The following is a 14,281-nucleotide window of genomic DNA, read 5'->3' on the forward strand; positions in this document are numbered from 1 at the left end:
AGCAACGATGAGGTCTTTGATTTGGGTGATGCGTTCTGTGGTAGACTTCATTTGGGAGTCCTTTGGTGAGAGATAGATGATGCGTTTATCTCTGTTATACCAGAGGACTCCTTTTCTACAACATTTGAGTGCTCCCGAGCACCTTTCCACAAAATCAGCAATTCATCCACGGGCTGGTGGTACAATAGCAAAAAAGGCCCAAGGCAAACAAGCCATGTACGGACAAACCTGGGAAGGCTCTCGGCAAATTGGGAACTATCTGCTCCTGGACGTTGTGGGTGAAGGGGGGATGGCGATGGTCTGGAAAGCCGTCAACCTCACCACCCGGCAAGAAGTAGCCTTCAAAATGCTCAAAACCGGCATCCTGCCCGCCAGGGATTTCGAAACCATCCGGCGGCGGTTCTTGCGCGAAGTCAAGACACTCTCTTTTCTCCAACACCCTGCCATTGTGCCAATTTTAGATTACGGGGAAGAAGAAGGCATCCCTTACCTGGTCATGCCCTTTTTGCCAGAAGGCACGCTGGAGCAATACGTTCAACAAGGGCCCCTCCCCTGGCGACAGGCCGTGCAGTTAATCCTCCCCGTTGCCGAGGCACTGGCCTATGCCCACGAACAGGGCATCGTCCATCGGGATGTCAAACCCTCCAACATTCTGCTCGACGAACAAGGCCGCCCTCTCTTGAGCGATTTCGGTGTTGCCCGCTTGCTCAACCCTGAAGCCACCACAAAACTGACCACTACAGGCATAAGCCTGGGAACCCCCGCTTATATGGCCCCAGAGCAGGCCATGGGCAAGGAAGTCGATGGGCGAGCCGACGTTTATAGCCTGGCGTGCGTGCTCTACGAACTGCTCACCGGCGAACCTCCCTACACGGCAGATACGCCAATGGGCATCCTGCTCCAACATTTGCAGGCGCCCCCGCCCTCCCTCACCACGAAAGCGCCGCAAGCGCCCAAGGCGCTGGAACACCTGCTCATCAAGGCCTTAGCCAAAGACCCCAAAGAGCGCCCCAGCATGGCTGCTTTTCGCCAATCCCTGGAAACCATGCTGGAGCGAAGCACGCGCCGCAATATGATCTTGTGGCCGCCGCCCATCGGACGCAGAGCCTGGATCATTGCCGCCTTGCTGGTGCTGGCAGGCATCGGTGCAGGCATTGAATTTCCCCGTGTGTGGGGCAAAGAACGCGTCACCCCCACCGCCGCTTCAACCGTAGCAACGAGCGAGAGCCGCGCCGAAACGCAAAACGGCCTTTTGCTGGCCTCCACGTTTACCGCCACGCCTTCGCCTTCCCCCACCTTTACCGCCCTCGCCCCCCCTGACACCAACACAGGGGGCATAACTCTCACGTATCCTACTGCGACGCCGCCCCCGGCCCCGCGCGCGCCCACCCCAACGCCCTCGCCAACGGCCACACCGACAGCCACGCCAACGCTTCTCCCCACCCCCACCCCGACTCCCACAAACACTGTAACATCTACCCCCACCCCAACACCATCTCCAACGGCCGTTCCCACCTCCACGCCCACACCCACGTTCACACCCACGCCTACGCCTAAAGGTGGCGGGGGAGGCGGGGCCAAAACCCCCACACCTACACCCACGCCGTGAAGCCACGTGGCGGGGCCAAAGCGTCGAGGCATCAGGCCCTGGGGAAAACCAGGAAACCACGCGACCTGGTAACCCTGCCACATTCAGAAGAATAGGGGATATTTCTGCGGGTTGAGTTCGTGAAACATGCGGTACACCTTGAAGAATACCTCTTCCACGCTGGGCTTGGAGAAGTGGTCGCCGTCGAAACCGTAGGCCGGGCGGTGTTCCTTGGCCGGGATGGTCAACGGCGCGGCGTCCAGCCACTCGAACCCACCCTGCTTTTCCAGCACCTGCTCCATCATGAACGCGGTGGTGCCGCCGGGGACGTCTTCATCGGCAAAAACGATGCGGTTGGTCTTCTTCAGCGATTCCAGAATCAGCCCGTGGCGGTCGAAGGGTAGCAAGGACTGGACGTCGATGACTTCCGCGTCGATGCCCACGTCGGCCAGCCGTTCCGCGGCCTGCATCACGATGCGGCACATCGCGCCGTAAGTCACGATGGTGACATCCTTGCCTTCGCGCAGCACTTCGGGCACGCCCAAAGGCACGGTGAACTCGCCCAAATTGTCGGGCAGACGCTCTTTCAGGCGGTAGCCGTTGAGCACTTCGATGACCAGTGCGGGGTCGGGGCTTTCGGCTTTCAGCAGGGTGTTGTAGAAGCCTGCCGCGCGGGTCATGTCGCGCGGCACCAAAACGTGCATTCCCCGCAGCAGGTCGAGCAGGCTGGAAGTCAGCGAGCCGGAATGCCACACGCCCACCAGCCGGTGGCCCCGGGTGCGGATGATGACCGGCGCCATCTGCCCGCCCGCGGTGCGCCAGAGCATGGTCGCCAGGTCGTCCGAGGTGATTTGCAGCGCGTAGAGGAAGTAGTCCAGGTACTGGATTTCGGCAATCGGGCGCAGGCCGCGGATCGCCATGCCGATGGCCTGGCCGATGATGGTGGTTTCTCGGATGCCGGTGTCGGAAACCCGCAGTTCGCCGTATTTCGCCTGCAGGCCCTTGAAGCCCTGGTTCACGCCGCCCAAATAGCCCACGTCTTCGCCGAAAGCAATCACGCGCGGGTCGCGGGCGAAGGCCATGTCGAAGAAGCGATTGAGCACCTGATGGCCGGGCACTTCGGGCGAGGTTTCGGAATACACCGGCGGCACTTCCGGCACGTGCAGCGCCGAGGAAGGCCACGGGCTGTAAAGGTGCGAACCGTAACGGCGGACGTTTTCTTCCTCGTGATGCTGCCGCCAGCGGATGAGCACGCTCTTGGCCGGGTTGGGGTCATCGCGCAGCACCAGCAGGGCTTTGGCCGCGGCTTCCTGAATGTGCTTGCGCAGCAGCACGGGCTGCTTGCTCAACAGTTCCTGTTTGATTTTGTCCAGCGCAGCCCGCTTTTCGCCAGAAACCGGCATTTCGTCCAAAATATCGGCCAGGGCCTGGGCTTCTTCCCGCATAGGCGCAATGTAGGATTGGAACGCGGCTTTCTGAATGCGCAGGACGTCGGCCTGGGCTTCCTTTTCCAGCGCGTCCATCTCGGCGTCGGTGGCAATGCCTTCGGCCACAATCCACTCGCGAAATTTGCGAATGCAGTCGTGCTCCTGCTCCCACGCGAGGCGCTCTTTGGATTTGTAGCGCTCGTGGCTGCCCGAGGTGGAATGCCCCTTAGGTTGGGTGAGTTCCACCACATGGATGATACTGGGCACGTGCTCTTCCCGCGCGAGTTTGGCAGCATCGTGATATGCGTCGATGAGTGCGGGGTAATCCCAACCCTTGACGGTGAAGATTTCGTAGCCGGGCTTGCCGGGGCCTTCCCTGCGGAAGCCGGCCAGCGCGGCGGAGAGGTTGTTTTTGGTAATCTGGTATTTGCCGGGCACGGAGATGCCGTAGTCGTCGTCCCAAATGGAAATCACCGCGGGGGCTTGCAGCACGCCCACCGCGTTGACGGTTTCCCAAAACATGCCCTCGGCCGCGGCCGCGTTGCCGATGGTGGCCCAGGCCACTTCGTTGCCATTGCGGGAAAACCTGGTCAGGGATTGCAGGTCGGGCAGGCGGCGATAGAGCACCGACGCGTAGGCCAGGCCGACCAGGCGGGGCATTTGCGAACCGGTGGGGGAAACATCGGCCACCGTGTTGACCTGGCTGGTCTGGTCGCGCCATGTGCCATCGGGGTTGAGCAAGGGGTAGCCAAAATGATTATTCATGTTGCGCCCGCCAGTGGCCGGCTCGTAAGCCGGGTCGGCGTGGCCGTAAACCTGAGCAAAAAAGCCCTCCAGGGTAAGCAACCCCACGGCAAGCATGAAAGTTTGATCGCGGTAATAGCCAGTGCGCCAGTCGCCGGGCTGCGCGGCGCGCGCCCACGCGAGTTGGGGCACTTCTTTGCCGTCGCCAAAGATGCCGAATTGGGCATGGCCTAACATTACCTCACGGTGCGCCATCAGGCTGGCCTGACGGCTGCGGTAGGCCAGAATGTAGTCATCCAGAATCTGCTGGGCGGTGAGAGTGGTGTGTTTAAACCGAATTTCTTTGCTAAGGTCAGGCATAAGACAGCCTCCAGGGTTGGTCGGGTAGTTGGTGTAGTCAAGTAGTCGAGTAGTCGTGTAGTCGCGGTAGTCGGGTGGTCGTCTCAGTCGGCGGGCAAAAGGCGGCGGCGCGGTTTTCGCCTGCGGTATCTCACCCCACCCTCTTCCCGAAACCTGCGGCTTCGGGGCACACCAGGAGGGGAGAGGGAAGCGGAGGCCGTCCTGAGCGGAGGGCTGAGCGCAGCCGAAGCCCGAAGTCGAAGGACGAGCCAAAGCGGGTGGGGAGAGATTTTGGCCTTGTTATGCCGCAGCGCTTGGCCTGCCATCGAATGTTGGGTTAACCTCCGAACGCCCTTTCGCGGGCGCTCGGGAGGGGGGTCAGATATGGATAGGCTGGCCTTCGGCCACGTGGGCGGCTTCCATAAGGACTTCGCTCAGCGTGGGGTGGGCGTGGACGTTGCGGGCAATTTCCGCCGGGGTAATCTCCATCAGGCGGGCTAAGGTGAGTTCGGGCAGCAGTTCGGTCACTTCGGGGCCAACGAGTTGCGCGCCTAACAGTTCGCCATCGGCGGCGTTGACCACCAGTTTTGCCCAGCCGCTGCTCTCGCCCAGCCCCAACGCCTTGCCGTTGGCCTGGAAGGGAAAGCGGGCCACCTTGACCTCATAGCCGCGTTCCTTTGCCTGGGCTTCGGTAAGGCCAAAGGCGGCCACCTGCGGCGTGGTGTAAACCGCGCGGGGCATGGCTTCGTAGTCCAGTTTGATGGTTTCCACCCCGGCGATGTTTTCGGCGCACACAATGCCCTGCGCCGAGCCAACATGGGCTAACATCATCTTGCCGGTCACATCGCCAATAGCCCAAATGCCGGGGATGTTGGTTGCCATGCGGTCGTCAATTTCAATCGCACCTTTGGGGGTCAGGCGAATGCCCAGGTCTTCCAGCCCCAGCCCGGCGCTGTTGGGCTTGAAGCCGATGGCGACGAGCACCTGCTCGGCTTCCAAAGTGTCAGCGCCTTTCTTGCCCTGCACTTTCACCTGCACGCCGTCGTCGGTGGGCTGGATGGCTTCCACTTTGGTGCCGGTGAGCACTTTGATGCCCCGCTTGGCGAAGGCTTTGCCCAGTTCGGTGCCCAGTTCGGGGTCTTCGGCGGGCAGCAGGGTGGGCAGCATTTCCACCACCGTCACGGGCACGCCGTAAGCATTCCAAATGGTGGCAAATTCCACCCCGATGGGGCCGCCGCCGATGATGATTGCCGATTTCGGCAGGCGCTCCTGCAAGATGGCGTGGCGGTAGGTGAGGATTTTCTCCCCGTCGGCTTCCACGCCCGGAATCATGGCGGGGCGCGCACCAGTGGCGACTACGATGTTGGCGGTGCGCAGGGTGGTTTCGCCTTCGGCGGTGCTCACCACCACTTCGGTGGGGGAAGCCACCCGCGCCGCGCCCATCACGACGTCGATTTTGTTTTTCTTCATCAGGAAGCCCACACCTTTGGTGAGCCGCCCGGAAACTTTGCGGCTGCGCTTGACCGCAGCCTTGTAGTCCAGTTTCAGGTCGGAAAACGAGAAGCCGAATTCCTTGCCCTTCTTGCGCAGGGTGAAGGCGATTTCGGCGTTCTTGAGCAAGGCTTTGGACGGGATACAGCCAACGTTCAGGCAGACACCGCCGAGCCATTCTTTATCCACAATGGCTGTTTTCAAACCCAACTGCGCGGCCCGAATAGCAGAAACATAGCCCGCCGGGCCTGCGCCGATGATGACGACATCGTAAAGTGCCATGGGGTCCTCCGAGTGTGGTTGCTTGGTTAGGAAGGGACTGGGAGGGATTGAGGTATTGAGGGATTGGGGGGCTTTCCCCAGTTGCCCCAGCACCCCAGTTGCCTCAGTACCCCAGCACCCCAGTACCCCAGTTATCCCAGCACCTCAATTGCCTCCGTTGCCTTCTACCGCCAGTTCTCCAAAATCTCTACCACTTTACCTAAGAACATATCGGCCACCGCGCCATCCACCACCCGGTGGTCGAAGGACAGGCTGAGGTAAATCATCGGGCGGATGGCGATGCTGTCGTTGCCTAAGTCGTCGGTGACCACGATGGGGCGCTTTTTGATGGCGCCGGTGCCCATGATGGCGACGTTGGGCTGATTGATGATGGGGGCGGCAAAGAGAGAGCCGGTGACGCCGTGGTTGGTGACGCTGAAGGTGCTGCCGCTGATTTCGTCGGGGCGCAGTTTGCGGCTGCGGGCGCGCTCGGCCAGGTCGTTCACCGCGCGGGCAATGCCTAACAACGAAAGTTCGTCGGCGTGGCGGATGACCGGCACGATGAGGCCGTCTTCGTCCAGCGAGACCGCCATGCCGATGTTGACTTCCTGGTGCCAGATCAGCCCTTCCTCGCTCCACGAGGTGTTGACCAGGGGGAAGGCGCGCAGCGCCTGGGCCGCGGCGGCGATGAAGTAGGCGGTGAAGGTCAGGCGCACGCCCGCCTGGGCAAATTCGGCCTTGTGGGCAGCGCGGTGGGCGGCCACGCGGGAGAGGTCGGCTTCCATCACGGTGACGGCATGGGGCGCGGTGAACTTGGAGCGCACCATGTGTTCGGCGATGGACTTGCGCATCCGGTTGAGGGGTGCGATGGTGTCGCCAGGCAGCATGGGGGAAGGCGCGGGCTTTGCACCCGGCGGCGGGCCGACTGGCGCGGGGGCAGCCGCGGGTTGCGGTGGTGGGGCAGCAGGCTGCGGTGCAGGGACTGCCGCGGGCGCGCCGCTTTCCAGATAAGCCAGCACATCCTCTTTGGTGATGCGCCCGTTCAGGCCGGTGCCCTTCACGAAAGCCAGGTTGATGCCCTTTTCGTTGGCGAGTTTGGCCACTAAAGGCGAAATGTAGCCCAGTTGGGGGTGGCGTCCGGGGCGGTATTTTTCGGGCGGGGGTGGCGGGGGGGCTGCCGCCGGGGGCGGCGGAGGAGGTGTGGGGGCGGCTGCCGGTTGCGCCGCGGGGGCGGGGGGCGGTGGGGGTTCCGGCGCGGGTTGACTTTGCGCCGCGGGGGCAGGTTCGCCTTCGGGCACGGCTTCGCCGGGTTCCCCAATGTAGGCAATGACGGCATCTACCGCCACGGTGGCGCCTTCCGGGTAAAGGATTTTCAGCACCGTGCCCGACGCCGGGGCGGGAATCTCCGTATCCACCTTGTCGGTCGCAACCTCCAGCAAAGGCTCCAATTCTTCGACCGTCTCGCCTTCCTGCTTCAGCCAACGGGAAATCGTGCCTTCGACCACACCTTCACCAAGTTTAGGCAAACGGACTTCGACGGGCATGGTTCCTCCTCGTTAAAAAAGTAGGGAGCGGCTAAAACCGCTCCCTGAGGTTGCGCAGGCGCGTGTGAATAAGGATAATGACCACAATAAGGACGAGAAAGAGGTGGGGCAAAATCCAGGGGGTCAACGTACACCTCTGCCAACGCAACGTGTGAGTTTGAAAAAAGCCGCGGCTCAACGCTGAGCACTCGTTACCATTTTACCAAAACTCAGCGGAAACGCAACTGGGTTATAATACCCCTATGCTTCCTGGCGCTTTTCGACGTATTCTTCCCGCTTCAGCCGGCCTGTTTTTCGTAGGCTTCAGCGGTGCCGCGCTGCTGGTTTTCAGCGCCTACCCCGTGCTGTGGGCGCGCTGGGCTTTCTTTCTCTGCCTGACCGCTGCGCTCACCGGCCTTACCATGCCCGCCTTCGCCTACCTGCACCACCGCTTTCCCGGTCCGCGCCCGGCCACCGAGCGCACCGTCTTACGGGAAGGCCTATGGGTAGGGCTCTACGCAGGCGTGTTGGGCTGGCTGCAACTTGGGCGAGTGCTGACCCCGTGGTGGGCCTTCCTGCTGGCCGCGGCCTTCGCGGTGCTGGAAGCCTTGCTGTTGCTCGGCGAGCGCAGCCGGAAACCGTCGTAAATCCAGGTGCCCTAAAGCCGGGCACGTGGCCCACTCATTCCCCTTTTTCTTCCCCCGGCGAGGATCTTATGCGAACCGACCTGGATGCCTTCCTGGAAACCCACAACCTGGACGCGTTGCTGGTGCTCGGCCCCGCGCAGCACAACCCGGCCATGACCTACCTCACCGGCGGTGCACACCTCACAAGCGCGGTGCTGATCAAGCCGCGCGGCGGCGAACCCACCCTGTTCTACAACCCGATGGAGCGCGACGAAGCCGCCAAAACTGGCCTGCCCACCCGCAATCTGGCCGATTTCCCCTGGAGCCAGTATCTGCGGGAAGCCGACGGCGACGAAAGCCTCGCACAGGCCCTGCGGTTGCAGGCCCTTTTGGAAACCGCCAACCTCACCCGCGGGCGCTTAGGCGTAACCGGCAGAGTGGAACTCGGGCCTGCATACAGCACGCTTCAAGCGCTGCAAAGCCTGCTGCCCGATTTGGAAATCGACGGCAAAGCCGCCCACGACGCGCTGCTTGCCACCCGCCGCACCAAATCCGACGACGAAATCGCCCACATCCGCCGCATGGGGCAGATTACCACCGAAGTCGTCGGGAGGGTGGCCGACTTCCTCAGCAGCCAGCACGGCAAAGACGGCCTGCTGGTCAAGGCCGACGGCCAGCCCGTCACCATCGGCGAGGTGAAGAGGCTGATCAACCGCTGGCTGGCCGAACTGGGCGCGGAAAACCCCGAAGGCACCATTTTTGCCCAGGGGCGCGACGCGGGCGTGCCCCACAGCACAGGCGACGACAACGCGCCCCTGCGGCTGGGAAGCCCCATCGTGTTCGATATTTTCCCCTGCGAAGCGGGCGGCGGCTATTTCTATGATTTCACCCGCACGTGGTGCCTCGGCTACGCGCCCGACGACGCCCAGGCGCTTTACGAAGACGTACTCACGGTGCATCAGCAAATCATGGCCGAACTGCGCCCCAACGGCCTGTGCCGCAACCTGCAACGCCGTACGTGCGAACTGTTCGAAGCCCACGGCCACCCCACCAGTTGCCGCCAGGCCAACCTGCAGGAAGGCTACGTCCACAGCCTGGGGCACGGCCTGGGGCTGGACGTCCACGAAGCACCCTGGTTCCGCGCCAGCGAAACCAACACCGACCGGCTGGAGCCCGGCGTGGTCTTCACCGTCGAGCCAGGCTTGTATTATCCGGAGCGCGGCCTGGGCTGTCGGCTGGAAGACACTGTTTGGGCGCGGCCCGATGGCACGTTCGAAGTGCTGGCCGACTTCCCGCTGGATTTGGTGTTGCCGGTGAAGGGGTAGCAGGTTGCAAGTGGCAGGTTGCAGGTTGCAGGTTGCAAAGGGCAGGTTGCAAGTGGCAAAATGCGAGTAGCGAATGATGACCCGAATCCTGGCAATTGAAACCTCGTGCGATGAAACCGCCGCCGCGGTGGTGGAAGACGGCCGCCGTGTGGTGAGCAACGTCGTGGCCTCGCAAATCGAAATTCACGCCCGCTATGGCGGCGTGTTTCCCGAGGTGGCCTCGCGGCAACACGTGCTCGCCATCGTGCCCGTAGCCGAACAGGCCCTGCAGGAAGCCCACCTCACCCCCGCCGAGGTCGACGCCATCGCCGTCACTCGCGGCCCCGGCCTGCCCGGCTCGCTGGCCGTCGGCATCAACTTCGCCAAAGGGCTGGCGCTGGCTTCTGGCACCCCGCTGATCGGCATCAACCACCTGGAAGGCCATATCTACGGCGCATGGCTATACGAAGGCGAGGAGGCACCCCCACCGCCCGCCTTCCCCGTGCTGGCGCTGCTGGTTTCCGGCGGGCACACCGAACTCGTCTTCATGGAAGACCACCTGCACTACCGGCGGCTGGGCAGCACCCGCGACGATGCTGCGGGCGAAGCCTTCGACAAAGTCGCCCGCCTGTTAGGGCTGGGCTACCCCGGCGGCCCGGCCATCCAGAAAGCCGCCGAAAACGGCGACCCCGCCGCCTTCGCTTTCACCCGCCCCTGGCTGAAAGACACCTGGGATTTTTCCTTCAGCGGCCTGAAAACCGCGGTGCTGCGCGCCGTCCGGGAAATCGAAGCCGCAGGCAAGCCCTTGCCCGTGGCACACCTCGCCGCCAGTTTCCAGGCCACCGTGGTCGATGTGCTCGTCGGTAAAACGCTCAAAGCCGCCGAAGCCCTGGGGGCCAGGAGCATCGTGGTCGCCGGCGGCGTCTCGGCCAACCGCCTGCTGCGGGAACGCATCACCGCCGAATCTCCCGTGCCCGTGCACATCCCCCCGCTGCGCTACTGCACCGACAACGCCGCCATGATCGCCGCCGCGGGCTATCAGCGCTTCACCGCAGGGCAAAGGGATGGGCTGGATTTTGACTTGATGCCGCGATGGGCAATTGCGTGACATCTTTTGCGATTCAGAATTAGCGATTTAGGATTTGCGCTTCATTCCCCAAAGCCAACACCTCAATACCCGAACACTCTAATACCTCAATTCCTCCAAACACCCAGGCAACAAGCGACCAAGTAACCAGGTAACGCCCTCCCATGTCCTTCGTTCACCTCCACGTCCACTCCGAATACTCCCTCCTCGACGGCCTGCCCAAAGTCCAGGCCTTAGCCCACGCGGCAGCAGAAATGGGCATGCCTGCCCTGGCCCTCACCGACCACGGCGTGATGTACGGCGCCGTAGAGTTCTACAAGGCCGCCAAAGCCGCCGGCATCAAGCCCATCCTGGGCATCGAAGCCTACATGGCCGCCCGCCGCATGACCGACCGCACGCGCGCAGACAAAAAATCGTCGCACATCCTGCTGCTGGCCCAGAACGAAACCGGCTACAAAAACCTGCTCAAACTCGCCAGCGCCGCCCAACTGGAAGGTTTTTACTACTACCCGCGCATCGACCACGAAATGCTTGCCGAGCACAACGAAGGCCTGATTGCCACCACCGGTTGCCTTTCCGCTGAAATTCCGCGGGCCCTGCGAGCGGGCAAGGAAGAGGAAGCCCGCCGAAAACTCGCCTGGTACGTCGACGTTTTCGGTCGCGAGCGCTTCTTCGTGGAACTGCAAACGCACCAGATTCCTGAATTGGAAACCGTCAACCGCGCCCTCATTGACCTGGCGCGGGAATTCGGCCTCAAACTCATCGCCACCAACGACGTCCATTATCTCAAGCCCGAAGACGCCCGCCTGCAAGACGTCCTCATCGCCATCCAGACCGGCAAATTGCTCAACGACCCCAAGCGGATGCGGATGACCGACAACACCTATTACCTGCGTCCGCCGGAAGAAATGGCCGCCCTCTTCGCCGAGGTGCCAGAAGCCATCAGCAATACACTGCTGGTTGCCGAAATGTGCGATGTGCACCTGCGTTTCGCCGACGCCAGCAACCCCGAAGACAAAACCGGCTACAAACTGCCACGCTTTGAGGTACCCGAAGGCCACACCGCCGAAACCTACCTCCGACACCTGTGCGAGCAAGGCCTGCAAGAGCGCTACGGCGAGCGTGCCGACAGCCCCGAAGTGCGCGAGCGCCTGGAACACGAACTCGGCATCATCCACAAAATGGGATTCGATGCCTACTTCCTCATCGTGTGGGACCTGGTCAAGCACGCCCGCGAAGAAGGCATCTGGTACAACGCCCGCGGCTCGGCGGCCGGTTCCATCGTGGCCTATGCCCTGCGCATTACCATGGTGGACCCCCTGGAACACGGGCTGATCTTCGAGCGTTTCCTCAACCCCGGCCGTATCTCCATGCCCGACATTGACCTCGACTTCCCCGACGACCGCCGCGACGAAATGATGCGCTACTGCGCGGTCAAATACGGCGAAGACAAAGTCGCCCAAATCATTACCTTCGGCACCATGAAAGCCCGCGCCGCCGTGCGCGACGTCGGCCGGGTGATGGACATCCCTCTCAGCGAAGTCGACAAAGTCGCCAAACTCATTCCCAACGTGCCCGGCAAGCCGGTTTCCCTCGACGATGTCCTCGGCTTCTCGGCGCAAAGGGAATCCGACCCCAAGAAGCGGAAAGACAAAGAAAAACTCGTCGTGCCCGAACTGGTAGCGCGCTACAAGCAGGAAGACTACATCCGGGAACTGCTCGACACCGCCCGGGCCATGGAAGGGGTGGTGCGCAACGTCGGCACCCACGCCGCGGGCGTCATCATCACCGATGAGCCGATCACCGAATACGTCCCCCTCCATCGCCCCACCAGCAACGACGACAGCCTGCCCATCCAGAAAATCACACAATACGAAATGTCCATTCTGGAATCCCTGGGGCTGCTGAAAGTGGACTTCCTGGGGCTGGCAACCCTCACCGTGATGGCGCGGGCATGCAAACTCATCGAAGCGCGTCACGGTATCCATTTCGACCTTTCCAATATCCCCACCGACGACCCGGCCTCTTACGAACTGCTGGGCAAAGGCGAAACGGCAGGCGTTTTCCAGGTGGAAGGCCAGGGCATGAGCCGCTACCTGATGGAGATGAAGCCCAAAGAACTCTCGCACGTCATCGCCATGATCGCTCTCTACCGCCCGGGGCCGCTGGAATTCATCCCCTCTTACATTCGCCGGATGCACGGCGAAGAACAACCCACCTACCGCCACCCCAAATTGGAACCCATCTTCAAGGAAACCTACGGTATTCCGGTTTACCAGGAACAGATCATGTTTGCGGCAATGGAACTGGCAGGCTACAGCGCTTCAGAAGCCGACGACCTGCGGAAAGCCATTGCCAAGAAAAAGGTCAAAAAACTCGAAAAACACAACAAGAAATTCATCGAAGGAGCCGTCGAACGCGGTATCCCTCGTGAAACGGCCACAGCCATTTTCGATGACTGGCTGGAATTCGCCCGCTACGGCTTCAACAAAAGCCACGCCGCCGATTACGGCGTCATCGCCGTCCAGACTGCCTACCTCAAAGCCCACTACCCGGCCGAATACATGACCGCCCTGATGTCGGTCGTCAAGCACGACACCGACAAAATCGCCTTCTACGTGGCCGATTGCCAGCGCATGGGCATCACCGTGCTGCCGCCCAGCGTCAACGCCAGCGGCTGGGATTTCCTCATCGAAGACCACGAAGGCCAACCCGCCATCCGCTACGCGTTGGGCGCCATCAAAAACGTGGGCAAAGCGCCGGTGGAAGCCATTCTGGAAGCCCGCGGCGACCGCCCCTTCGCCGACCTGACCGACTTCGTTTACCGCACCGACCTGCGCAAAGTCACCCGACGGGCGCTGGAAAGCCTCATCAAGGCCGGCGCGCTGGACGACTTCGGCGACCGGCAGGCGCTGTTAGCCACCCTCGACGATATGATGGCGATCAACGCCGCCCATTTTCGCGCCAAAGAGGCCGGGCAGTTTTCCCTCTTCGGCCCCGAAACCGGCCTGCGCCAACCCGTGCGGCTGCGCGAGCCGGAATATCGCGAAGACCGCCTGGGCGTGCTCGCGTGGGAAAAGGAACTCACCGGCACCTACCTTTCCGAACACCCGCTGGCGCCCGTGCGCGAGGTGCTGTGCAAGGCCATTACCCACACCTCCCAGCAACTCGGCGGGCTGCCGCCGCACAGCCGGGTTTGGGTCGGCGGCATGATTACCGGCCGCCGTACCACCCGCACCAAAAAAGGCGACGAAATGGGCTTTGCCGCCCTGGAAGACCTCGAAGGGCACATCGAACTGGTGCTCTTCCCCCAGGCGTGGGCACAATTTGCCGGCTTGCTCGACATCGGCAAAGTGGTGCTGGTCTATGGCCGCGTCGACACCTACGGCGGTTCGCCCAAAATCCTGGTTGAGCGGGTCGAAACCGACCTGCACCTCATCACCACGCAAGAGGGCAAAGTGGTTGGCGTGAAACGCCCGGTGGTTGCGCGCCCCAACGGGGGGAAGAAGCGCAAAACCTCCCCTCGCAACGGCAATGGCAAAGGCAAAGGCAAACAGCGCGGCAAGGCCAAAGCCGCTTCCCGGCAGGCGCGCCCCACCGAGCCGCCTCCGCCGCCCGAGGCTTTCCCCGAAGCGTGGGAAACCACAACCGCGCCACCGCCCCCCACCGACCTGCGGGAAGACGACGCCCTCCCCCTGGCCGTTGCTGAGCCAGCAGCCGCTTACGCTGCTTCGTCGGCGAAAGCCACGGCCACGACGCCGCCTTCCCCACCGCCCCCGGCCGAGCCCACGTCGCCACCACCGCCCTCGCCCCCCCCCTCAACGGCAGCGGCTTCCCCCACCGCCGCACCGGATGCCCCCACAAAAACCGCGCCGCCGTCTGCAGCCCCGG

The 14,281-nt window shown here is 62.5% G+C and carries 7 protein-coding genes; 4 read left to right on the forward strand and 3 right to left on the reverse strand.

Translation table 11 applies throughout. The features are described from left to right. Positions 1 to 76 precede the first annotated feature (76 nt). Positions 77 to 1,609 carry a serine/threonine protein kinase gene (locus ENJ54_04435; protein ID HFC09092.1) on the forward strand — a complete coding sequence of 511 codons (1,533 nt, stop codon included), beginning with the start codon at positions 77 to 79 and terminating at the stop codon, positions 1,607 to 1,609. Positions 1,610 to 1,692: 83 nt separating this feature from the next. On the opposite strand, the gene ENJ54_04440 is transcribed toward ENJ54_04435, so the two are convergent. From ENJ54_04440 to sucB, 3 genes are all read right to left on the reverse strand, one after another. Further along, complete coding sequence (locus ENJ54_04440) at positions 1,693 to 4,119, reverse strand: transketolase (GenBank protein ID HFC09093.1); 2,427 nt, start codon at positions 4,117 to 4,119, stop codon at positions 1,693 to 1,695. A 357-nt stretch (positions 4,120 to 4,476) separates the two neighbouring features. Next, positions 4,477 to 5,871, reverse strand: a complete 1,395-nt coding sequence (gene lpdA, locus ENJ54_04445; protein ID HFC09094.1) for a dihydrolipoyl dehydrogenase — start codon at positions 5,869 to 5,871, stop codon at positions 4,477 to 4,479. A 164-nt stretch (positions 5,872 to 6,035) separates the two neighbouring features. Next, complete coding sequence (gene sucB / locus ENJ54_04450) at positions 6,036 to 7,394, reverse strand: 2-oxoglutarate dehydrogenase, E2 component, dihydrolipoamide succinyltransferase (GenBank protein ID HFC09095.1); 1,359 nt, start codon at positions 7,392 to 7,394, stop codon at positions 6,036 to 6,038. Positions 7,395 to 7,875: 481 nt separating this feature from the next. On the opposite strand from sucB, the gene ENJ54_04455 reads away from it, so the two are divergent. The 3 genes from ENJ54_04455 to ENJ54_04465 all read left to right on the forward strand — a co-directional run. After that, entirely contained in the window at positions 7,876 to 9,324 is a 1,449-nt protein-coding gene (locus tag ENJ54_04455; GenBank protein HFC09096.1) for an aminopeptidase P family protein, read from the forward strand. A gap of 76 nt (positions 9,325 to 9,400) precedes the next feature. Beyond that, positions 9,401 to 10,411 (forward strand): tRNA (adenosine(37)-N6)-threonylcarbamoyltransferase complex transferase subunit TsaD, encoded by a 1,011-nt coding sequence (tsaD, locus tag ENJ54_04460; protein HFC09097.1) that lies wholly within the window; start codon positions 9,401 to 9,403, stop codon positions 10,409 to 10,411. Between the two features lie 143 nt (positions 10,412 to 10,554). After that, the coding region (locus ENJ54_04465) for a DNA polymerase III subunit alpha (protein HFC09098.1) at positions 10,555 to 14,281 on the forward strand (3,727 nt) is incomplete at its 3' end.

Source organism: Chloroflexota bacterium (assembly GCA_011322445.1).
Lineage (GTDB): Bacteria > Chloroflexota > Anaerolineae > Anaerolineales > DRMV01 > DRMV01.

Bases quoted from the DNA above. Each gene is read 5' to 3' on its own strand.
- ENJ54_04435 (HFC09092.1), top strand. From the start codon at position 77: ATGATGCGTTTATCTCTGTTATACCAGAGGACTCCTTTTCTACAACAT.
- sucB (HFC09095.1), bottom strand. From the start codon at position 7,394: ATGCCCGTCGAAGTCCGTTTGCCTAAACTTGGTGAAGGTGTGGTCGAA.
- ENJ54_04455 (HFC09096.1), top strand. From the start codon at position 7,876: ATGGGTAGGGCTCTACGCAGGCGTGTTGGGCTGGCTGCAACTTGGGCG.
- tsaD (HFC09097.1), top strand. From the start codon at position 9,401: ATGACCCGAATCCTGGCAATTGAAACCTCGTGCGATGAAACCGCCGCC.
- lpdA (HFC09094.1), bottom strand. From the start codon at position 5,871: ATGGCACTTTACGATGTCGTCATCATCGGCGCAGGCCCGGCGGGCTAT.
- ENJ54_04440 (HFC09093.1), bottom strand. From the start codon at position 4,119: ATGCCTGACCTTAGCAAAGAAATTCGGTTTAAACACACCACTCTCACC.